The organism is Asaia sp. Ae19-3, assembly GCF_059801175.1.
Window position 1 is genome coordinate 1,887,554 of sequence record NZ_JBCHWF010000001.1, and the last position, 21,225, is coordinate 1,908,778.

A 21,225-nucleotide genomic window follows, 5' to 3' on the forward strand; every position below is an offset into this window, starting at 1 on the left:
AACCCTTTCCTCATTAAGATTGCGACGCCGCACCATCGGGATTGCGGTAGTTACCGTTAAAGTTTTGGTGGAGCGCACATGGCCAAGGTGCTGGTAGTCACTTCCGGTAAGGGCGGGGTCGGAAAGACGACCACGACAGCAGCACTGGGTGCCGCTCTAGCCCAGTCGGGACAGAATGTCGTCGTGATCGATTTCGATGTCGGTCTGCGTAATCTCGATCTGGTGATGGGTGCCGAGCGCCGCGTCGTGTTCGACTTCATCAATGTCGTTCAGGGCGATGCCAAGCTGTCGCAGGCGCTTATCCGTGACAAGCGCTGCGAAACGCTCTCGATCCTCCCGGCCTCGCAGACGCGCGACAAGGATGCCCTGACCGCCGAAGGCGTTGCGCAGGTCATCGACGAACTGCGTGAGAAATTCGACTGGATCATCTGTGACAGCCCGGCCGGTATCGAGCGCGGCGCACAGATGGCCATGTACCATGCCGATGTGGCCGTGGTCGTGACCAACCCCGAAGTCAGCTCGGTGCGTGACAGCGATCGCATCATCGGCATGCTCGACAGCACGACGGAAAAGGCCAAGAACGGCGAGAAGGTGGAAAAGCACCTGCTCATGACCCGTTATGACCCGTCGCGCGCCGCCAAGGGCGAAATGCTGAATACGGAAGACGTGCTGGAGATCCTGTCCATCCCGCTGCTCGGCATCGTTCCCGAAAGCGAGGAAGTGCTGCGCGCCTCCAATGTCGGCTCGCCCGTCACGCTTTCGAATCCTGAATCCGCTCCGGCACGCGCCTATTTCGATGCAGCGCGCCGCCTGCAGGGCGAGAAGCTCGAAATACAGATCCCGATTGAGCGCAAGGGGTTGCTCGACTGGCTGTTCAAGAAGAGGGTCGCATGAGCCTGTTCGGTCTTTTCACCAAACGCAACACCAGCGCCGTCGCCCGTGATCGCCTGCAGATCCTGCTGGCCCATGAGCGGTCGGGAAATGGCAACTCCGAACTGATCAGCCAGTTACATCGCGAGATCCTTGAAGTGATCAAGCGCCATGTCGCGGTCGATCAGGACAAGGTGCAGGTCAAGCTCGATGGCGGCCTCGATGGCTGCTCGGTTCTGGAAATCGATATCGAGATGCCGCAGATCGACAAGGAAACAAGACGCTCGGCCTGAAATCTCCGGGCCGGGCCAGAAACGGGAGACAAGGTTTGAGCGGTTTTTTAGGTTCCATGATCAATTCCGCCCTCGGTTCCATGGGTGACAAGCTCAGGGAAAAGCTCGGCGGCGGCCTTGGTGAGTATCTCACCAGCGAGCAGGGCCTGCAGGTGCTGATCGATCAGGCGCGCAAGGCCGGTCTCGAAGACAAGGTGCGGTCATGGATCGGCTCGGGTGAGAACCTGCCGATTTCCGCTGACGAACTGCGCGCGCTTCTGACCGACGAGCAGATCCAGATGCTGGTCTCAAAGACTGGCCTGCCCGCAGGCGCCCTGCTTCCGGCACTGGCCCAGTTCCTGCCGGGCGTGGTTGACCAGCACACCAGCGAGCAGAACGGGACGCCGTCAGCTTCCTGACGGCACTAACAGGTTTTTGCGAAGGGCCGGATCGTGATGCGATCCGGCCCTTTCTCGTTTCAGGGCTCTATTTCGGCTGACGCTCAGCCTTAAGGTCTCTCTCGCCGGCGAATGACTGATCGTCTTTGCTGTTCCCCAGGCACTGACAGTCTGTTTCCCGAAAACCGTTCTCCTATTCATGCTCATCATCATGGGCCGAGAAGAGGGGAGACTGATCCTGCCTGTATTCACTGGGGGCATTTTCGCCCGGTCTTCAGTCGCATCAGGAGACGCGCTTTCACGTTCACCATGGATGACCAGAGATGTCGAAACCGCATCAGGGCCGAGGCGGTGGCAGGCATCATCACCACGTCCAGATAGGTGCTGACCTCAAACGTCGTGAGCCAGACAACGGCATCTGGCAGGGTGCTGGCAGCAACGCGTATCCCGTCGCCTCGACCGTACCACGCGAGAACTGCGCCAAGCCCGATGACAGCGACCGCAATGAGTATGTGCAGAGGCGTGATTCGGTTAAGCATCCGAGCTGGCATGACGACCATCAGACGGTGCAGAAAACGCCCTGTCGGCGTTTCGTCCGATACGGTCATCAAGGCCAAGACTGTCAGAAATATCACCACAACCGACATTGCCTGCCCTGCGCCCTGCCTTCTTCCTCCCTACACCCTTTCTTTGCGTCTCTGCTCGGTTTTCAGTTCATCAGGGATGCGCAACGTTACGCATCCCACCCGGCGACGCTGGAAGCCTCGTGCCCACTGTCTATTTCCGGGGCGCCTCTGGTGCCGCGTTGAGCGGCGTGAGCGGCTCGACCGGAAAACGTATCAGCAGATAGGGCGGCCTGCGACGGTTCTGCCCCTCATTGAACGATGGCAGACGATTCCATTGGCCAAGAGTGCAATAGATCCAGTCCTTCGTGGCGCAGATGCCGTCGGGCGACAGGATGCGTGAATCCCTCACCGCCATCGCAAAGGACCCATCCGGGTCCCGGCGCAGGATGCAGTCATGCTCGTAATTGGTCGTATAGAGACGATTATGCCGGTCGAAGCACAACCCGTCTGCCGTGCCTTTTTCACCCTCATCACGCACCAGCGCCCCGAGGGCCTGATCATCGAGAGCCTTGTCTGCAAGCGCCTTGGTCGGCAGGCTGTAAAGACGGCGGCTGGTGAGCGGCGAATAGTAAAGCCGCGATTCATCGCTGGGCAGGGCGATGCCGTCTGCCCCGCCTGAAACCATCTGCGGGTGATGGGGAATATAGCGCCTTGGCTCCCCTTCAACGATCGCCATGAAGCCCTCCACTGCCTGGGTGGAAGGGTGATGGGACAGCATCCGCCGCGCTTCACCGGTGGCAATATCGGCCACCACAAGCGCAGGCTCCGTGCCAAAGGAGGAATCCGTCACGAATACCGTCCCCTTCTCGCCCACAGACAAGGCCACGCGCAGGTCATTCATATGGCTGTCAGGCCGCATCGCAGGCGCCTTGAGCACGATGCGATGCACGATCTTGTCCGTGGCCGGGTCGATGCAGATGATCTTCGCCGCCCCTTCGGGGATATCGTGCTTGGCCAGCTTGCCGTCATCAATGAGCCAGAGCCGGTTCTGACTGTCGAGCGCGAGCCCATGCACTGACATCAGCCTGTCAGCCGGAGCGCGATTTGAGGGGAGGCTTACTTCTGCGGAAGGGTAGGGAATGATCTTGCCATTTTTCACCTCTCCCAGCGTCGCGCCGGGGTGGTTGTCAGCATGGCGGGGGAAGCTGACAAAAAGGCGTCCGTCGGGCAGCACCGCCACACCCGATGGCCCCGGCCCTGTAAATTCGGCCACGATATCGAACACGCCTGACGAGCTGGTGCCGTCATCGGCATTGCCGCTCGCCTTCGCCTCCCCCGTCATACCGAGAAGGGGCGCGCAGGAGGCAGCAGAGAGAAAGGACCGGCGTTTCATGGCATGGCACCTTGGCAGAAGCATGGACGGATCAGGGCTGAACGCCCCATCGTCACGCAGGCTCCCCGATTAAAACGCTTTTCACAGCGCCAGCCCTGTCGCCAATTTGTCACGCTCTGACACAATATGGGCAGAGAACACCGCGAGGGATTGTTATGTTATATCATACACAATAGGAACGAGATCGATCTGTTTCGCTTCCAGCCCGTGGATTGTCATGATGTCTCCCCGATCCCTGTGGTCGTCCAGCCTGCTCCTCTCCTGCTCGGTTCTGGCACTTACCCTGCCCGCCCATGCCCAGACGAGCGACACGACCACTACGCCTGCCTCGACCCTGCTGCCTGAAACGAAGCAGGCCAAAAAGGCTGCGGCCTCGCCGTCACAGGGCACGACCGGACAAGGCGCAGCGCGTTCCACCGATCAGGCGTCGCGCACCTCTTTCGATGGCGACCAGACGGCCCCGGCCTCGGTCGAGGCCACTCATGAGGAGCACATCATCGTCAATGCGCGTCTGGACGAGATCCGCTCGGCGCTGCAATCCTCGACCGGTGCCACGACCTATCGCTTCACACGTCGCGATATCGAAACCAATCCGGGGGGTGACAACGCCCCGCTCAACACGCTCCTGCTTCAGGCACCCGGCGTCGCGCAGGACAGTTTTGGCCAGATCCATGTGCGTGGTGACCATAACGAGGTGCAGTTCCGTCTCGATGGCGTGCAGTTGCCTGAAGGGCTCAGCGTTTTCGGCCAGGCACTCATGACGCGCTTTGCCCATTCGGCGTCGCTCACCACAGGGGCCCTGCCCAGCGAATACGGATTTCTGCAGGCTGGCGTGATCGATATCACCACTAAGAACGGCAGCGCCGATCCGGGTGGCGATGCGTCTGTCTATGGGGGCGCACGCGACTATTTCTTCCCGTCGCTGCAATATGGCGGTCATGCGGGCAAATGGGATTTCTTTGCGACCGGCGATTTTGTGCATAATCGTGTGGGCGTCGAGAACCCGACCCCCAGCTTCAACGCCATCCATGATCTGAGCAACCAGTACCATGCGTTGGGCCATCTGCGGTACACGGCGAACGAAAACACCCGTATCAGCCTGACCGGTGGCGTTTCGAACGCGCAATATCAACTGCCGAATAATCCGGGCCAACAACGCCAGTTCGCCAATCCGAGCTTTCTCGACTCCGCCCTGTCGCAGCAGGTCTATGGCAGCGTCGATAGCGCGAGCCTGAACGAACGCCAGAAGGAAATCACCGATTTCGGGATTCTGTCGCTGCAAAAGGACATGGGTAAGGTCAGCCTGCAAAGCTCGATCATCACCCGCTATTCCTCGCTCGGCTATTCACCGGATCCGCTGGGCGACCTGGTCTATAACGGCATCAGCCAACACGCCGCGCGCTCCGTCTTCTCAACCGGCTCGCAGACCGACGTAACCTGGAAGGCGACGCCCAAGCACACGGTGCGTTTCGGCTATCAGGTCTATGTCGAGCGCAACAGCTCCAAGACGGATTCCATCGTCTATCAGCAGACAGGTGCCGAAGATGACGGCACGCCGATCTATGACGGCAGCACCACCAATGTGCATGACGGCAGCGGGCGCACCGGCTGGATGTATGGGCTCTACGCCCAGGATGAATGGCGCCCGGTGCGCGATCTGACCATCAATTACGGTCTGCGCTTCGATGGCGTCGATGAATACACCCATTCCAAGCAGGTGAGTCCGCGCATCAACATCGTCTGGCGTGCCTGGCGCGGCGGCGTGCTTCATGCCGGTTATTCCCGCTATTTCACACCGCCGCCTTTCGAGCTCGTGGCCAATACCTCGCTCAGCAAATATGTCGGCACGTCCAACGAGCCCCAGACGCTGCAGAACAACACGGTCAAGGCCGAGCGTGACCATTATTTCGACGCGGGTGTCACCCAGTCTCTCCTGCCCGGCTGGCATGCCTCATTCGACGCCTATGTGAAGCTCGCCAAGAACATGATCGATGAGGGCCAGTTTGGGGCACCGATCATTCTCTCAGCCTTCAACTACCGACGCGGTCAGGTGAATGGCTACGAGCTTTCAACCAATTACGAGCACGGGCCGCTCTCTCTTTACGGCAATGCCTCCTGGTCGCGCGCCATCGGCAAGGATATCACCACAGCCCAATGGACCATGGACCCCGATGATCTGGCCTATATCCAGCATCGCTGGATCCATCTCGATCATGACCAGCGCTGGACGGCCTCGGCAGGTGGCAGCTACTCCTTCTTCTACCATACAGGCCACCCGACACGGATTTCAGCCTCCATGGTCTATGGCAGCGGGCTGCGCGCGGATGGCACCGTGCCGAATGGCCGCTCCGTGCCGATCTACGCGACGTTCAATCTCTCTCTTGTTCAGTCCTTCAGGGATCTGTTCCGTGTGCCGTTCCTCAAGCGCACCGAACTGCGCCTGGATGTGCTGAACCTCTTCGACAAGACCTATGAAATCCGTGATGGCTCGGGCATCGGCGTCGGCGCCCCGCAATACGGACTGCGCCGCACGATCCTGACGGGTATTTCCCAGCGTTTCTGATACTGCTTCGGGGTCTCGCCCCGAACCGCACGAAAGGCGGCAGACTCTGGAACCCTATCCAAGGGGATGAAAGGGGTGCGCCCCTTTCCGGGGCGCGGGGCAGCGCCCGCATCACCCTTACACAAGCGGAAAATGACACGCCACGCGGCGCTGGCCCGATCGTTCCTGCAGTTCCGGCCGATCGACCGCACAGCGCGGCTGGGCCACAGGGCAGCGCGTGTGAAAGCGGCATCCTGTCGGCGGCGAAAGCGGGCTCGGCACGTCGCCTTGCAGGGGCGTCCCCAGCCGTTTGCCCGGCTGAGGCACAGCCTCGACAAGGGCAAGGGTATAGGGATGTGACGGTGCTGCGAGCAGCGCGAGCGTCTCGCCCTCCTCCACGATTGCGCCAAGATACATGACCGCAATGCGGTCTGAAATCTGACGCACCACGGCAAGGTCGTGGGAGATGAACAGGCAGGCCAGATCGAGATCGGCCTGAAGCTGACGCAGGAGATTGACGATCTGCGCCTGTACCGAGACATCGAGTGCCGAAACCGGCTCATCCGCCACGATCAGACGGGGCGACAGAGCTATCGCACGGGCGATATTGAGCCTCTGACGCTGGCCACCCGATAGAGCCGCGGGATAGCGGTCGAAGAATGCAGCCGAAAGCCCGACACGGTCGAGCAGGGTTTCAAGACTCTCGCGAGACCAGGGGCGCCCGTGAATGCGAAAGGGCTCGGCAAGCGCGTTGCCAATGGTCCAGCGCGGGTTGAAAGCCGAGGCGGAATCCTGAAAGACCATCTGCAACTGACTGCGCAGCGCGCGCTGCTCTCGTGCGGAGCATTTTGCGAGATTCTGGCCATCGAACAGGATCTCGCCGCTATCCGGGCGGTCGAACCCCATGAGAAGTCGGCCTAGAGTGGATTTGCCACAGCCGGACTCGCCCACAAGGGCCAGCGTCTCGCCGCGCGCCACATTGAGAGAAATACCATCTACCGCACGCAGGGCAGCGCCACCGCCGAGCTTGTACATTCTGGCGACATTTTTCGCCTGAAGAAGCGCCTTCATGGCACCAGCACGCAGGCTGCACGATGCGCCCCCTCCCCCCGCATGGGCGGACGGATGGCACAGTCATGCGTGACTTGCGGGCAGCGTGGCGCGAACACGCAGCCCACGGGGCGGGTATCCGGTGAGGGTGGCACCCCGTCAATGACCGGAAGGCGCTCTGGCCGTGGGCCAGTCATGGGCGGAATGGCGCGCAGGAGGGCTTTTGTATAGGGGTGGAGCGGCGCCTGAAGCACTTCAGCGACCGGGCCGGTTTCGATCACCACGCCAGCATAGAGCACGGCCACATCGGTGCAGCTTTGCGCCACCACGCCCATATCGTGCGTGATGAGCATGACGCTGGCCTCGCGCGCGCCGATCTTCTTGAGAAGGGTGAGGATCTGGGCCTGAACCGTTACATCCAGCGCCGTTGTCGGCTCATCTGCGATAAGAAGCTCGGGATCGCAGGAGAGCGCCATGGCAATCATCGCGCGCTGACGCAGGCCGCCGGAAAGCTCATGCGGAAAACGCTGCGCCGTCTGCTCGGGCGACGGCACGCCCATGCGCCCCAGAAGCGACACCACACGCTCTCGCGCAGCCTGATGCGAAAGCGCGGTATGCACTCTTATCTGCTCGACAATCTGTGGGCCGATGCGCCGCACCGGCAGAAAAGCCGTCATCGGGTCCTGAAAGATCATGGCGGCGCGACGCCCCCGAAACCGACGCCAGTCACGAGAAGAGAAACGGGTCAGATCTTCGCCGTCAAACCTCAGGGTGCCGCTGATCTGGCCCTGGGGCTGCAAACCCAGCACGCTGAGCCCCGTCAGGCTCTTGCCTGAGCCGGACTCCCCCACCACACCCAGTATCTGGCCCCGTTTGACGGTCAGGGACACCCCATCGAGCAGAATTCCTGCCTGTCGATGCTGCAGGCGAAGATCGGATACGCTGAGAAGTGCCTCACCCGTCATGAGACCCCCTTCCCATACGTGGGTCCAGCAGGCGGTAAAGCCCGTCGATCAGGGCATTCGCAATAACCACGAAGAAAGCGGCATAGAGCACTGTCGCCATGATCAGGGGCAGATCGAGCGTGCTCAGGCCCTGATAGGTGAGATGCCCGACACCGGGCAAGGCGAACACCACTTCAATCAGCAAGGCGCCACCGCCCAGCAACTGCGCAAAATCGAGACCGAAAAGAGAGAGCGCGCTCAACCCCGAAAGACGCAGGGCATGGCAGAACCAGAGGCGCCACGGCCCAACGCCCTTGGCGCGCGCCGTGCGAAGCGCATCGTCCTGCATGGCTGTAAGCAGATCGGTTCGCAGTACGCGGCTGTAGAGACCGATGAAAGCGACAGCGAGTGTCATGGCGGGCAGGATCAGAGCCTTGGCCCAGCCAAGCGGGCTGGTCATGAACGGCACATAGCCCAGCGGCGGCACCCAGCTGAAAAGCCAGCTGTCATGAAAACGGCTCTGGCTCACCAGATTGACCATTTCTCCCAGCCAGAAAACCGGGATCGACAGACCGATCAATGCGAGCAGGGAGACCAGACGATCGATCCACTCGCCCTGAAACGCAGCACCGATCAGACCGAAAACAAGGGCGCCTGCGACCCAGAACAGAGCCGCCCAGAGCACGAGAGAGAGCGTGACAGGCGCCGCCGCGAACACTTCGGACACGACATTCTGGCCGTGATTGACATAGGAGGTCAGGTTTCTGGAGATGAAAAGATGGTCCATCATCGTCAGATAGCGCATGGGCAGGGGACGATCGAAACCATAGGCGTGACGCACCCGCTCGATGACCTCAGGGCTGGCCCCTCTTCCTGCAATACGCACTGAGGGATCGGAACCCGGTGTGGCAAAGAACACCGCAAAGACCAGCACCGAGATGCCGAAAAGCACCAGCACCATCTGACCAAGACGCGAGGCAACGCCCTTCATCTTCTGCCTCGTGCGCGAAGTTCGGCCTGCGCCGCGTCACCCAACGCGTTGAGCGCGAGCACAGTCAGGATAATGGCAACACCGGGCGCAATCGCCACAACAGGACGGCTATAGATCAGCCCCTCGCCATCATGGATCAGGCTCCCCCAGGACGCGGCAGGCGCCTGCACGCCCAGACTCAGAAATGACAACGCTGACTCGGCAAGCAGGCAGAGCGCCATGATGAGGGGCGAGAGAACCAGTACCGTCTCTGCCAGGAGAGGCAGGATCTCGCGAAACACGATACGCAGCGACGACGCCCCAAGCCCGCGTGCGGCCAGCACGAAACCGGCACTCGACAGGCTTCGGGTGCGGGCTCTGATAGGCCTTGCGGCATAAGGCACGTAGATGAGCGCGATGATACCTATGGGCAGCAACAGACTATCGGGTTGCACGTGAAACGGCCCGAAAGACAGATCATGCCCGACCGTTACAACGCTCAGGCTGATGGCAAAGAGATAAACCGGCACAGCCCAGAGAATATCGAGCGCCCGGGAGATGATGATATCGATCCAGCCACCGCAATAACCGGCCAGCAATCCGCAGAACGTCGCCATGACAAGACAGAGACAGGCCGCGGAAAAAGCGATCAGCAGTGACGCCCGCGCGCCGTAAAGCAGACGCGCGGCAATATCGCGCCCCTGGGAATCTGCCCCAAGCGCATAAGCTCCCCATCGCCATGACGGCCCGATAGGAGACAGGCCCAGATGAAGCGGGTTGTCATTGGGCTGCATGATATCGACACGCTTCCCGTCACGCAGCACCGTGCCCGCCAGAGAGGATTCCATCGGGTCGACGCCGACGTTTTCTGCGTAAAGCGGCGCTGCAAGAGCGCAGAGTATGAGTAAAAGCAGCATGCCCAACGCGGCCGCAGCGCTTTTCCGGCGGTACAGAAATCTTCCGGTCGCAGAGAAAATCATACCACGCACCAGGCCTTGCCAGCGTGATCCGGCATCAGGGCCTGCGACAGGAGGATGAAGCAGAGACGACTGATCGGATAACCTCCCCCTGTCAGAATACGGCACTCTCAGCCGTGGCAGAATCACGGCATAATTTCAACGCAGGAATGATCGCGGACCGAGACAAAGCTGGGCGATCAGACGGCGCGACAGGGCAAGATCGGGGCAACCCGTCTGCTTGCAGGCCAGCTCGAACCCCTGCACCGCTTCGCAGGCCCGCCTCAATCCCGCACCATCCCAACGCTCGAGCGCCTTGGTAAAACTGTCCATTTTTTTGAAGAAGACGGGCGGCTTGAGCAGCTTGATGGCTTCCTGGCGCGATTTTCCCTCATCCATCCAGTCGAGCACGCGCTGAAGTCGCGTCATCAGGGAAAGGCAGGCACGCGCAAGGGCTATGGGAGAGAGACCATCGGCAAGGGCCCGCTCGAGCGCGATATCGGCCACGGCGCGGTCGCCTGCCATGGCAGCGGTCGTCGCATCATCGAGCGTGGCATTGGCCGAATCACCAATACAATCCTGCACATCATCGAGCGAGAGCTTGCCGCCTTCCCCCGCATAGAGCACGAGTTTTTCGACCTCGCTGCGCACTGCCGCCCGATCGGCGCCCAGAACGGAAGAAAGCCAGAACAGCGCCTCCCGATCGACCGCCACAGAGGCATCGCGAAAAAGATCGCTCAGTGAGGCGATCAGCGTACGCCCCTCTTCAGGATAGCAGCCGATCGAGGCGATTTTCGGATGGGCTTCGAGGGCGCTGCGCAGTTTGGCGCGTGACGCAAGGCCGGGGGCCTCGATCACCAGCACAGTATCGCTATCAATGGCCAAGGCAGAAGTCACACGAGGAAGCAGCGCATCCTGAGCATCACGCACCCAGACCACGCGGCGCCCGCCGATGAGTGAAAGCGCACCGACTTCTTCTTCCACGCGACCATGCTGTTCCTGGTCGAGCAGGGCCACACGAAACGGATCATCAAGCGAGTCAGCAATCTGACGCACGCATTGCGCGGCGCGCTCGCGGATCAGCCCCAGATCATCGCCGTAAAGCAGAACCCCGCGCCACTTGCCGATTTCGGCAAGTGTACGCGCAGTCGAACGGGCATCGATCTTCATGCGCGATCAGTCGTCGTTCTGGCTGTTCATGTCTGTACGACCCGTCGCCGCTGCAGGGAAGCCGTCAGGACCGGCCTTTTCGTAGGGCTGTCCATCCTTGGTCGGCATGGCTGTCGGATCGAAATAGGACGGTATTTCGCTCGGGTTGTTGCGAGAAGGCTTGATCTGCGTCTTGAACCAGGTTGCGATCTGCTGGCGAATGGCGCCAGCGAGGGTTTCGGCAATACGCGCCCTGACCGTCTCGTCATTGAGTGTCTGGGCAAGATATTGCTCGAAGGTCGCATTGAACCCATCAAGCGTCGATACATCGCCCTCGGCGAGGAATTTGGGCGACGGCTCGACGGTCCACAGACGCCAATGGGCCGTGCCAAGCTCGCGATACCGACCCGAGGTATTGTCGCTGTGAATATCGATGGCTGATTGATTGACGCCAAAACTTACATTCAGCGTGTAGCCATCAGGCGCCTTGGTGCTGGCGCCACCAAGCTGCTCCTGCAACGCCAGACGCAGTTCCTGCCCCTGACGTTCCGGAATTCTGGCAACGTAGATGCGCTGCAACTCATGCATGACGTGCGCCCCGCCTGCCCCGTTGCTTCCGTAAAGCGGCTGGAAACCACAGCCGCTCAAGGCCAGAGAGGCAAGCAGAACGAAACGACGCATGAAATCAGCCTGCCACCACGAAATTGACGATACGGTTCGGCACGTGGATGCGCTTGACGATCCGCTTGCCTTCGAGCATCCGCGCCACATTGGGCTCAGCCTCGGCGAGAGGCAGGACCATATCAGAGGGCGCATCAGGCGGCACCTGAATTGTGCCGCGCAGCTTGCCCATGATCTGGATACCAAGCGTGATGCTGTCGAGCGCGAGGAATTCCTCGAGCGCAACCGGCCAGGCACGTTCGACAACCATCGCGCTTTCCGGCTCGAGCAGCGCCACCATTTCCTCGGCCAGATGGGGCATCATGGGCGCAATGAGAAGCGCCAGCGCCATGGCGGCTTCGCGACGGGCTGCACCGATCCCTTCCTCATCCGTTTTTTCGGCTTCGGAAAGCGCTGCGCTCAGCTCATGCAGACGGGCCACAGCCACATTGGGCGTGAACCCTTCCAGGGCTTCGGTCACGGCCTTGATGGTGCGATGCGTCGCCTGACGCAGGCTGCGCCCACCCTCGGCAAAAGCGGCACCCTGCGGTACCGAGACTGCAACGGCCTGGACCAGACGATAGAGACGCTGGCCGAAACGGGCTGACGCCGCAACACCTGCCTCGGTCCATTCCATATCGCGTTCCGGCGGGCTGTCAGAAAGCACGAACCAGCGCGCCGTATCGGCGCCGAAACGCTCGATGATCGCGACCGGCGACACCGTATTACGCTTGGATTTGGACATCTTCTCGAGACGGCCAAGCTGTACCGGGCCGCCATTGTCACGGCGCACATAGCCATCGCCCGAACGCACGACATCTTCCGGGGCCAGCCAGCCATTCTCGTCGCGATAGCTCTCATGGGTGATCATGCCCTGGGTGAACAACCCGCCAAAAGGCTCGTCGAGATCGAGATGCCCCGTTTCATGCATGGCGCGCGTGAAGAAGCGCGCATAAAGCAGATGCAGAATCGCGTGTTCGATGCCGCCGATATACTGATCGACCGGCAGCCAGGAATTGGCTGCGATCGGGTCCGTCGGTGTCGAGGCATGAGGCGCCGTGAACCGCGCAAAATACCAGGAGCTGTCGACGAACGTATCGAAGGTGTCGGTCTCGCGCCGCGCCGCGGCCCCGCATTGCGGGCAGGCGACATGTTTCCAACTCGGATGATGATCGAGCGGGTTGCCGGGGCGGTCGAACGTCACATCATCCGGCAGCTTGACCGGCAACTGGTCATCAGGCACCGGCACGGCGCCGCAGGACTCGCAATGCACGACGGGGATCGGGCAGCCCCAGTAACGCTGGCGCGAAATACCCCAGTCGCGCAGGCGCCAGTTCACGACTGAACGGCCAATGCCCATTCCTTCGAGGCGTTCGATGGCCTTGCGCTTGCCTTCTGCCGTGCTCAGCCCGTCGAGGAAGCCCGAATTGATCAGTGTGCCATCACCCGTGACGGCGGTCTTGCCGACGGTAAAGCTGCTTTCTTCCTGACCTGTCGGCAGGATGACAGGACGCACGGACAGATCATATTTACGGGCAAAATCGAGATCGCGCTGATCGCCGCAAGGGCAGCCGAATACGGCGCCCGTGCCGTAATCCATAAGCACGAAATTGGCGATCCAGACCGGCACCGTTTCGTCAGGGGCAAACGGGTTGCTGACGCGCAGCCCGGTATCGAAGCCACGCTTTTCGGCTGCTTCGATCGCCTCTTCAGACGTACCGAGGCGCTGGCACTCCTCAATAAACGCACGCGCGCCCTCATTATCCTGCGCCACCTTCGCGGCAAGCGGATGATCTGCCGCAATGGCGACAAAGCTCATGCCGAAAAGGGTGTCGGGGCGTGTCGTGAAGACCTCGACAGAGTCCAGATCGACATCGAACCCTTCCGGCGGCGCATGGAGCGCAAAGCGCACGCGTGCGCCTTCCGAACGGCCGATCCAGCGTTCCTGCATGACGCGCACACGCGCAGGCCAGCGATCGAGCTTGTCCAGCCCTTCAAGCAGGGGGGCAGCAAAATCGGTGATCTTGAGGAACCACTGCGACAGGCGCTTCTTCTCGATCAGCGCGCCTGAACGCCAGCCGCGGCCATCGACCACCTGCTCATTGGCCAGCACCGTGTTGTCCACAGGGTCCCAGTTGACCGCCGATTCACGACGTTCGACCAGGCCCTTGCGCCACATATCGAGAAACAGCTTCTGCTGATGTCCGTAATATTCCGGCAGGCAGGTGGCGATTTCACGCTCCCAGTCCAGCGAGAAACCCAGGCGCTGCAACGTGCCACGCATGGCGGCGATGTTGTCGAGTGTCCACTGGCCAGGATGCACACCGCGTTCGCGCGCCGCATTCTCGGCAGGGAGACCGAACGCATCCCAGCCCATCGGATGCAGCACCGAGAAACCGCGCGCACGCTTGTAGCGGGCAACCACATCGCCAAGCGCATAGTTGCGCACATGGCCCATATGGAGCTGACCAGACGGATAGGGAAACATCTCGAGCACATAATATTTCGGCTTGTCGGCAGCGGGATGATCCTCCGCTGCAAAAGCGCGCGCGCTATCCCATCTGGCTTGCCATTTGGGCTCGGCCTTGTCGAAATCGTAGCCGAGTGTCTCTTGTTCCGTCATGATCTTCTATCGTTTGTTCCGGTCGCGTTTACGTCGAAAGGCCGGGAATTAATCCCGGTTGCCATTATCAGCACGAAGCTGACGCGCGCGGGCGAGAATACGGGTGGTGATGTCGGAGGTCGTGTTGGGCGCCACAGGGGTATCGACCCATTCCGTGCCCTGCTTTTCCTGACGGAAAACCGAGACGCGCAGTGCATCGGAGCGCAGACGACGGTCAAGAATATAGGCCGCAATCTTGAAGCGCTCGTTGGTGCTGGCCGGCGGCTGATACCAGTCTGTCAGGATCACGCCACCATTGGCATCGGCCGATGCAAAGGGCATGAAAGACAGGGTATCGATCGCACCACGCCAGAGATAGGCATTCACGCCACCCTTGAGCTCGTCGTCACCGCCTGTCGCGCCACGATCAACGCCCAGAAGATGGTTGCGGGGCTGGGTCAGGCTGTCCGGATCGCGACCACCGCCACAGGCGCTTAGCGCCATCAGGGCGCAAAGCGGCAGAACGGGCAGAAACCGTCCCAGAGAGAGGGGCGCCCTGACAGGCGCATTGAGAGGGGCAATCGGCTGCAAACGAGGAGTCATGATGTCCCTATTAGACTGGCACTGGCCGCGTGTCGAAATCCCCGATCGCGATACCCGCGTCCGGCGCTGAAAACAGTTCATATCGCGCCCGCCCGGTCACGCCAAGCGGGGCAATAGCTTTATCCTCTGGGGATACTGACGCGTTCAAGCATCTCGCGCAGCCATGTCTGCATGGTGTCAGGCAGATAGGCATGGCGTGAGAGGACACCAGCGATGGTCACTTCCGGCACCAGACGCAGGAGATGACGCTTCACGCGCTCGGCCTCTTCACCCACGCCCTGTGCGGCGAGTGCGACAAGGTAGTACAGCACACCAGCTGCACTTCTCGGATAAAGACTGACAAAAGCCGCACCGGCCTGACGGGCTTCCTCGGCATTGCCGGACAGTTCGAGCACGAGAATGCTGAAGGGCTCGGACAGCACGGCGAAAGGCTGAGACGCCCGCAAGGCGCGGAACTGCTGGATCTCTTCCAACGCGCTGGCTTTCTCCTCCGAGAGAAGGGCTTGCGTTGCCTTGAGTGCGTGAATGGAAGGCGAAATTGCAATTGCCGGGAAGACACCGCCTGCACCGGTATATTCGGTTGTCAGCGCCTTCGCCTCGTCCAACTGCCCCGGCGTAAAGGTGCGGGTGATCATGGAGAGCCAGACGCCCAGCGGGTTCGCCCGAAGCTGGATCGCGACATAACCGGCAGCAGAGGCAATCTCTTCCATCTCCTCCTGTGCGCTGCCGGACCAGTTATCCTGATAAAGGAAGAACCGGATGAGCGACCGCACATACAGGACGAAAACCGATTCCTGATCGGATTGATAGGCACGCTCGGCGAGTTCGCTCACCTCGCTCGACAGCGTAACATCGCAGCGCAACAGCAGGGTCAACGCCCGGATGGCCATCTGGAAAGCAGAGAGCTCGGCAATCGGACGCGACATCATCCGCTGCCCCTCGGAGAGGAACAGAGACCATTGCAGCGACTTCATGACGTAGAACAGCAGCGCGCGCTGGGCGCGTGTGTCCTTCGGCAGCTCGAAACGATCTGCCCAGACAACGCTTCCTTCCTGACGCAGGCTCAGCAATCTGATGATCACATAGCCTTCCGACGTCTCATCATGCGCGCAATTGGCGCGCACCAGACCCGAAATAACGTAATCGGTACCCGGATTATGGGTATTGCCCAGAAGCGGCCCGGTCTCTCCCTGAGGAGTCTCGGGGAAAGGCACGACCGTGAAGGTCTGCAGGCCTACCAGCTTCACCTCGAGACGTTCCGTCAGCTCTGCCGCAAGGGCCTCGGCATGCTCGCCCCCCGTCGCCTTGATCGGTGCGACGGCAATCGAGCCCAGCGTGCGCAGTGGCGGGCCAGCCGATAGAAATGAACCCTCTCCTCCCGCCGCGGCGAAAAGACCCACGCTTTCGGCATGGCGGTCGGCGTGAATCAGAGCGGAATCGACTTCGGGCGAAGCACCATGATGTGACTTGGCATAGGAATCGAAAGCGATTCGTTCCTGCAGCCCACGGACCAGACCCATGGTTGCCGGGCCAGGCACCGTGCCAAGCTGATCCTGAAAAAGCTGCACGACCTGATCGCCCAGGGCAGCAGCCTGAGCGTATTCACCCTTGGTCACCCAGGCCTGGATACGCGCGCGCCAGGCAGCTTCGTTCAGACCGTCGCGCAGCAGCAGATGATCGGCCGTCTCAAGGATCGCATCCGGATCGACCTGTGTGCGCAATGCACTTTCGAAAAGCTGATAGATGTGACGGTTAAGGCGCGTGCGCTGCCCTTCGATCCACTCATTGAAAGCAGGATCGATGCCATTCAGTTCACCCAGCAGAACCTCGCTCGGTGGAGGCAGTTCGCGCAGGATAGATTTGCCACCATTGAGAATTCGCTCGACATCGACCGAAGTCAGGGCAGGCTTGAGAGCAAGCGCATGACGCTGGACATCGATTACATCGACACCGAGCGGGCTCAGCGCATCGAGAAGGCGATGAATTTCCTGACGCAGTGACGCACGCGCCAGATCATCAGGGCGACGGCTCCATAGCAACTCAGCCAGATGCGACCGCGCAACGGGTTTACGATCCGACAGCGCAAGTATGGCGAGCAGGCCCTTGGTCTTTCCGCCGACAGGAAGCACACTTTCGCCAGTAAGCGTTGTCGCTTCCATGCGACCGATAAGTCGCAAACGCAGCAGGGTGGAATCAGTTTTAGCAACACCACGGAGGGCCAGATCGAACATTACTTCACGCTTTCACTTCTTAAAGCCTTATATCACATTTTTATCTCGGTTTTTTTACGAAACGTATTTCACACTTCAACATCGCGCGCAGTCGAAGGAAAGACGGTGGTGCCGAGACTGTGCTTGTCGACAATGGCCCCTTGGGGGACAAGACGCAGTAAATCTTTCGTCCCTCACAAACAGAACATCTCTACATACCCGACGTCGACCGGGCAGGAGACTTACTACAAGAAACAATCTTAGTTTGACTTGGCAGTATTGCAACCGATGATAGGGAACAGAAAAATTTGAAAGCCCGGCGCTTGCCTAGCCTGCGTGCGGCCCCTAGAATGGCTATGGTGGTCCGCGTAGCTCAGCAGGATAGAGCACAGGATTCCTAAAAATTGGGCGCCATGGTCGGAAACGTCATGGTGGATCTGCTCAAATTCGGGGAAAGCTCTGGCAATATGCCGTGCCAATCCCGAGCCAAGCGCTTCTCTGAAAAGAGCGGTGAAGGTGTAGAGACTGTACGGGCAGCGCCTGTCGTCCGGCTTGCCGGGCCATGGTGAAGAGACAGTCCAGACCACGAACGACAAGCCGGGCTCTCTGCCCGCCTGTCGGCGGCGAAAGCCGAAGTGGGATGAATCCTGGGGCCGTGGGTTCGAATCCCGCCGCGGACACCATTATTTCATGATCACCGCAAAATCCGGATTTTGCCTGACCGGCCCCTTTCGGGGCACTGACCGATGGCTGGCGTCAGAACGCGACCGCAGTCGTCTCCGGGGCAAACAGCGCGTGCAACAGCAATGCGATCAGAACGACCCCGATCAACACCCCGAAAAGACGTCCGAAGAGACGAAAAGAGCCCACGACAAGGAGGAGGAGCAGCAGGGCCAGAAGCGCCGTCTGCACCTGATGTGGGATGCCCAGCGCAACAAGGCCTCTTCTGGCCGCCTCTTCGATTACGGCGATCACGGAAACGATCAGGGTAAACAGCCCCAGAATCAGGCCGACCACCACCGAGATTGCATTCTGGATCACGCTATTACCCTCCGACGCGGCCCGACCGCTGTGTTGCCACGCTTGGTGTTCATATTACCGAGATCGTTCCCCCTCACAACGCGCCATTTGCTTGCAGCCCTGAAAACCGCTGCAAACCACCATGTCACCATCGACCCGTTCCGCGAGCGTCATTTGATATACTGTGACGTAATGGCCTAGACCATGAGCCATCGGGAGCCCCTGCCAGACCGGACAGGGTTGCCCGATGGGCTGTTTCCCGATCTGCGCCGCAATAGCGTATTGTCTGGCGGATCAGTTTAAGGCCCGGTCTTCAGGAAGGAAGAAACATCACCATGAAGCGCATGAGTATGACCACGATCATCGTCATCGCGATGCTGCTCGGCATCGGCGTAGGCGGTACGGCCCATGCGCTTATTGCCGACACTGTCATGCAGCAGCATTTCGCGCATTACGTCTCGATCGGCTCGACCGTCTTTCTGCGCCTCATCAAGATGATCATCGCCCCGCTGGTTTTCTCGACGCTTGTGGTGGGCATTGGCCACATGTCCGACGCTGCCTCGGTGGGGCGCGTAGGGGCGAAGGCGATGATCTGGTTCGTAGCGGCCTCCCTCTTCTCGCTGACGCTCGGCATGGTGCTGGTCAATCTCTTCGGTCCGGGCCTTGGCATGCACCGCCTTCAGGGCGTTGCAACCTCGCCGGTTGCCACGGCTGGCATGTCGCTCGACAGTTTTGTAAAACATATCGTGCCGGATTCCGTGTTTCGCGCCATGACCGATAACGAGATCCTGCAGATCGTGGTGTTCTCGGTGTTTTTCGGTATCGCCTGCGCCTCGATGCCTGAGAAAGCCCGTGTGGTCATGGAATGGACCGAAAGCCTGTCCCATATCATCCTGAAAGTGACGGGCTATGTAATGATGCTCGCACCCGTAGCGGTTTTCTGCGCCATGGCCGCCACCATCACCACGAACGGGCTCAGCGTTCTGATCAATTACGGCAAGTTCATGGGCGAATTCTATATCGCCCTCTTCCTGCTGTGGTGCGCCTTGATCGCAGCAGCGTTTCTCATTCTCGGGCGACCGGCACGTCGCCTTGTCTCGCTGATGCGTGAGCCCTTCCTGCTCGCCTTCTCGACGGCGAGTTCAGAGGCCGCCTATCCGCTGATGCTCGACCAGCTTTCACGCTTCCCGATTTCGCGCCGGATCTCGTCTTTCGTGCTGCCGCTCGGCTATTCGTTCAATCTGGACGGCACGATGATGTACTGCACCTTTGCCAGCATCTTCATCGCGCAAGCCTATGACATCAGCCTGCCCTGGAGCACGCAGATTATCATGCTGCTCACGCTGATGCTGACGAGCAAAGGTGTGGCGGGTATTCCGCGTGCCTCTCTGGTAGTGATTGCTGCGACACTCAGCCAGTTCAAGCTGCCGGAAGAAGGCGTGCTGCTCATTCTCGGCATTGATACATTTCTGGATATGGGCCGCTCTGCCACGAATGTCGTTGGCAATTCTCTGGCGACCGCCGTGGTCGCCAAATGGGAGGGCCAGCTCCCGTCTGAACCCGCCCAGCCCGTCAAGGGCTGAGCGGAGCAGGTCGCAGGGTCAGGCCCTGCGACGGCTCAGGGCGATCAGCCCCCAGCCAAGGGCCAGGATCAGCCCAATGAACGGTATGGCGATAACCGTGTAGGTGCCCTCGGGGTAGTCGAGGGCCATCATCACAACCACAAAGCCCAGAAAGCCGAGGGTCAGCCAGGCGGTATAGGGCGCACCCGGCATACGGAAGCCTGCGCTCTCGATCTCACCGCTATTGACCAGTTTGCGCATGCGTATCTGGCAGATCAGGATGAAGCTCCAGGTGCTGATGATACCCAGGGCTGCCACATTCAGCACGATCTCGAAGACGCGCGCGGGAATGAGATAGTTCAGCCCAACGCCTACGAGATAGACGCCAACCGTGGTCAGAATGCCGACATAGGGCACTGACTGACGGTTCATTTTGGCCAGAGCACGCGGCGCCGACCCACCGAGCGCCAGAGCGCGCAGAACACGTCCAGTCGAGTAGAGGCCCGAATTGAGGCTCGACAGCGCCGCCGTCAGCACGACGATGTTCATGACCGTATCGACATGTGGCACACCAAGCGCCTGAAAGAAGGTCACGAAGGGGCTGATACCCTTGTGATAGGCCGTCCAGGGCAGCAGGCAGACCAGCAGGATGACCGATCCGACATAGAAAAGGCCGATGCGCCAGATCACGCTGTTGATGGCACGGGGAATGATCTCACGCGGATTGGCACACTCACCTGCGGCAGTGCCCACAAGCTCGATGGCCGAATAGGCAAAGACCACGCCCTGCATCAGAAACAGGGCCGGCATGATGCCATGCGGGAATATGCCGCCATTTTCCGAAATGAGGTGAAAACCGGGTACAGCGCCACCAACGGGCATTTTCAGGCCAAGCACGACGCAGCCGAAAATCAGGAAAAGCGCGAGAGCCACCACCTTGATGAGCGAGAACCAGAATTCCAGCTCGCCGAAATAGCGCACGCCAATCATGTTCATGGTGCCGACGATGCCGAGCGCCACGAGTGCAAACACCCATTGCGGCACATGATCGAACGTGCCCCAGAAATGCATGTAGAGCGCAACAGCCGTGATATCGACAATGCCGGTCATGGCCCAGTTCAGGAAGGACAACCATCCCGCTGCATAGGCCGCCTTCTCACCAAGAAACTCACGGGCATAGGAGACGAAGCTGCCCGCACTCGGGCGATACATCACCAGTTCGCCAAGGGCTCGCAGGATGAGGAAGCAGAAAAGACCGCAAACCAGATAATCGATAGCCAGAGACGGCCCTGCCTGTTGCAGTCTCGTCCCTGCCCCGAGGAACAGGCCGGTGCCGATGGCGCCACCGATGGCGATCATCTGGACCTGACGTCGCCCCAGATCCTTGTGATAGCCCTCATCCACTTGTGGCGGCGGATGGTGATGTGACTTGGATGGAATGTCCAAAACTTTGTAATC

The 21,225-nt window shown here is 60.3% G+C and carries 18 protein-coding genes; 5 read left to right on the forward strand and 13 right to left on the reverse strand.

Annotation, left to right across the window (positions count from 1 at the left end; translation table 11 throughout):
- Positions 1-78: 78 nt before the first annotated feature.
- From minD to AAID99_RS08205, 3 genes are read left to right on the forward strand one after another with little or no spacing between them, the layout of a single operon-like run.
- Positions 79-894, forward strand: coding sequence for a septum site-determining protein MinD (minD, locus tag AAID99_RS08195; RefSeq protein ID WP_188426084.1), 816 nt, complete (start codon positions 79-81; stop codon positions 892-894).
- On the forward strand, positions 891-1,163 hold the full coding sequence (gene minE / locus AAID99_RS08200) for a cell division topological specificity factor MinE (RefSeq protein WP_127100476.1): 273 nt from the start codon (positions 891-893) through the stop codon (positions 1,161-1,163). Before minD ends, minE begins: the two co-directional genes overlap by 4 nt.
- A complete protein-coding gene (locus AAID99_RS08205; RefSeq protein ID WP_498494286.1) occupies positions 1,160-1,561 on the forward strand; it encodes a YidB family protein in 402 nt (133 codons plus the stop codon). Before minE ends, AAID99_RS08205 begins: the two co-directional genes overlap by 4 nt.
- A gap of 227 nt (positions 1,562-1,788) precedes the next feature.
- Here AAID99_RS08205 and AAID99_RS08210 read toward each other — a convergent pair whose 3' ends face one another.
- Positions 1,789-2,148 (reverse strand): hypothetical protein, encoded by a 360-nt coding sequence (locus tag AAID99_RS08210; RefSeq protein ID WP_498493610.1) that lies wholly within the window; start codon positions 2,146-2,148, stop codon positions 1,789-1,791.
- Between the two features lie 169 nt (positions 2,149-2,317).
- Positions 2,318-3,499, reverse strand: coding sequence for an SMP-30/gluconolactonase/LRE family protein (locus AAID99_RS08215; RefSeq protein WP_498493611.1), 1,182 nt, complete (start codon positions 3,497-3,499; stop codon positions 2,318-2,320).
- Positions 3,500-3,716: 217 nt separating this feature from the next.
- Between AAID99_RS08215 and AAID99_RS08220 the strand changes: the two genes are divergently transcribed.
- Complete coding sequence (locus AAID99_RS08220; protein WP_498493613.1) at positions 3,717-6,062, forward strand: TonB-dependent receptor; 2,346 nt, start codon at positions 3,717-3,719, stop codon at positions 6,060-6,062.
- Between the two features lie 117 nt (positions 6,063-6,179).
- On the opposite strand, the gene AAID99_RS08225 is transcribed toward AAID99_RS08220, so the two are convergent.
- The 10 genes from AAID99_RS08225 to AAID99_RS08270 all read right to left on the reverse strand — a co-directional run bounded on the left by AAID99_RS08225 (position 6,180) and on the right by AAID99_RS08270 (position 18,226).
- Positions 6,180-7,112, reverse strand: a complete 933-nt coding sequence (locus AAID99_RS08225) for an ABC transporter ATP-binding protein (protein ID WP_498493614.1) — start codon at positions 7,110-7,112, stop codon at positions 6,180-6,182.
- On the reverse strand, positions 7,109-8,056 hold the full coding sequence (locus AAID99_RS08230) for an ABC transporter ATP-binding protein (RefSeq protein WP_498493615.1): 948 nt from the start codon (positions 8,054-8,056) through the stop codon (positions 7,109-7,111). Before AAID99_RS08230 ends, AAID99_RS08225 begins: the two co-directional genes overlap by 4 nt.
- Positions 8,046-9,026 carry an ABC transporter permease gene (locus AAID99_RS08235; protein ID WP_498493616.1) on the reverse strand — a complete coding sequence of 327 codons (981 nt, stop codon included), beginning with the start codon at positions 9,024-9,026 and terminating at the stop codon, positions 8,046-8,048. The genes AAID99_RS08230 and AAID99_RS08235 overlap by 11 nt, the downstream gene beginning before the upstream one ends.
- Complete coding sequence (locus AAID99_RS08240) at positions 9,023-9,922, reverse strand: ABC transporter permease (RefSeq protein ID WP_229719739.1); 900 nt, start codon at positions 9,920-9,922, stop codon at positions 9,023-9,025. Before AAID99_RS08240 ends, AAID99_RS08235 begins: the two co-directional genes overlap by 4 nt.
- Positions 9,923-10,120: 198 nt before the next feature.
- Positions 10,121-11,131, reverse strand: coding sequence for a DNA polymerase III subunit delta (holA, locus tag AAID99_RS08245; RefSeq protein ID WP_188426093.1), 1,011 nt, complete (start codon positions 11,129-11,131; stop codon positions 10,121-10,123).
- A gap of 6 nt (positions 11,132-11,137) precedes the next feature.
- Positions 11,138-11,791, reverse strand: coding sequence for a hypothetical protein (locus tag AAID99_RS08250; RefSeq protein ID WP_188426094.1), 654 nt, complete (start codon positions 11,789-11,791; stop codon positions 11,138-11,140).
- A 4-nt stretch (positions 11,792-11,795) separates the two neighbouring features.
- Entirely contained in the window at positions 11,796-14,393 is a 2,598-nt protein-coding gene (gene leuS / locus AAID99_RS08255) for a leucine--tRNA ligase (RefSeq protein ID WP_498493617.1), read from the reverse strand.
- 48 nt (positions 14,394-14,441) lie between these two features.
- Positions 14,442-14,975, reverse strand: a complete 534-nt coding sequence (locus tag AAID99_RS08260) for a DUF3576 domain-containing protein (RefSeq protein WP_188426096.1) — start codon at positions 14,973-14,975, stop codon at positions 14,442-14,444.
- Positions 14,976-15,094: 119 nt separating this feature from the next.
- Positions 15,095-17,206, reverse strand: a complete 2,112-nt coding sequence (locus AAID99_RS08265; protein WP_498493619.1) for a hypothetical protein — start codon at positions 17,204-17,206, stop codon at positions 15,095-15,097.
- Between the two features lie 735 nt (positions 17,207-17,941).
- On the reverse strand, positions 17,942-18,226 hold the full coding sequence (locus tag AAID99_RS08270) for a hypothetical protein (RefSeq protein WP_229719740.1): 285 nt from the start codon (positions 18,224-18,226) through the stop codon (positions 17,942-17,944).
- Between the two features lie 314 nt (positions 18,227-18,540).
- On the opposite strand from AAID99_RS08270, the gene AAID99_RS08275 reads away from it, so the two are divergent.
- Positions 18,541-19,788 carry a dicarboxylate/amino acid:cation symporter gene (locus AAID99_RS08275; protein ID WP_498493620.1) on the forward strand — a complete coding sequence of 416 codons (1,248 nt, stop codon included), beginning with the start codon at positions 18,541-18,543 and terminating at the stop codon, positions 19,786-19,788.
- An 18-nt stretch (positions 19,789-19,806) separates the two neighbouring features.
- Here the strand turns inward: AAID99_RS08275 and AAID99_RS08280 are convergent, their stop codons facing one another.
- Positions 19,807-21,213: an amino acid permease gene (locus tag AAID99_RS08280; protein WP_498493621.1), complete on the reverse strand. Its 1,407-nt coding sequence runs from the start codon at positions 21,211-21,213 to the stop codon at positions 19,807-19,809.
- Between the last annotated feature and the right edge of the window lie 12 nt (positions 21,214-21,225).

What these genes read in the sequence shown, in the direction of transcription:
- AAID99_RS08275 (WP_498493620.1), top strand. Translation starts at nt 18,541, where the DNA reads ATGAAGCGCATGAGTATGACCACGATCATCGTCATCGCGATGCTGCTC.
- leuS (WP_498493617.1), bottom strand. Translation starts at nt 14,393, where the DNA reads ATGACGGAACAAGAGACACTCGGCTACGATTTCGACAAGGCCGAGCCC.
- AAID99_RS08230 (WP_498493615.1), bottom strand. Translation starts at nt 8,056, where the DNA reads ATGACGGGTGAGGCACTTCTCAGCGTATCCGATCTTCGCCTGCAGCAT.
- AAID99_RS08240 (WP_229719739.1), bottom strand. Translation starts at nt 9,922, where the DNA reads ATGCTGCTTTTACTCATACTCTGCGCTCTTGCAGCGCCGCTTTACGCA.
- AAID99_RS08265 (WP_498493619.1), bottom strand. Translation starts at nt 17,206, where the DNA reads ATGTTCGATCTGGCCCTCCGTGGTGTTGCTAAAACTGATTCCACCCTG.
- minE (WP_127100476.1), top strand. Translation starts at nt 891, where the DNA reads ATGAGCCTGTTCGGTCTTTTCACCAAACGCAACACCAGCGCCGTCGCC.
- AAID99_RS08235 (WP_498493616.1), bottom strand. Translation starts at nt 9,026, where the DNA reads ATGAAGGGCGTTGCCTCGCGTCTTGGTCAGATGGTGCTGGTGCTTTTC.
- AAID99_RS08220 (WP_498493613.1), top strand. Translation starts at nt 3,717, where the DNA reads ATGATGTCTCCCCGATCCCTGTGGTCGTCCAGCCTGCTCCTCTCCTGC.
- minD (WP_188426084.1), top strand. Translation starts at nt 79, where the DNA reads ATGGCCAAGGTGCTGGTAGTCACTTCCGGTAAGGGCGGGGTCGGAAAG.
- holA (WP_188426093.1), bottom strand. Translation starts at nt 11,131, where the DNA reads ATGAAGATCGATGCCCGTTCGACTGCGCGTACACTTGCCGAAATCGGC.
- AAID99_RS08215 (WP_498493611.1), bottom strand. Translation starts at nt 3,499, where the DNA reads ATGAAACGCCGGTCCTTTCTCTCTGCTGCCTCCTGCGCGCCCCTTCTC.
- AAID99_RS08250 (WP_188426094.1), bottom strand. Translation starts at nt 11,791, where the DNA reads ATGCGTCGTTTCGTTCTGCTTGCCTCTCTGGCCTTGAGCGGCTGTGGT.
- AAID99_RS08225 (WP_498493614.1), bottom strand. Translation starts at nt 7,112, where the DNA reads ATGAAGGCGCTTCTTCAGGCGAAAAATGTCGCCAGAATGTACAAGCTC.
- AAID99_RS08210 (WP_498493610.1), bottom strand. Translation starts at nt 2,148, where the DNA reads ATGACCGTATCGGACGAAACGCCGACAGGGCGTTTTCTGCACCGTCTG.
- AAID99_RS08260 (WP_188426096.1), bottom strand. Translation starts at nt 14,975, where the DNA reads ATGACTCCTCGTTTGCAGCCGATTGCCCCTCTCAATGCGCCTGTCAGG.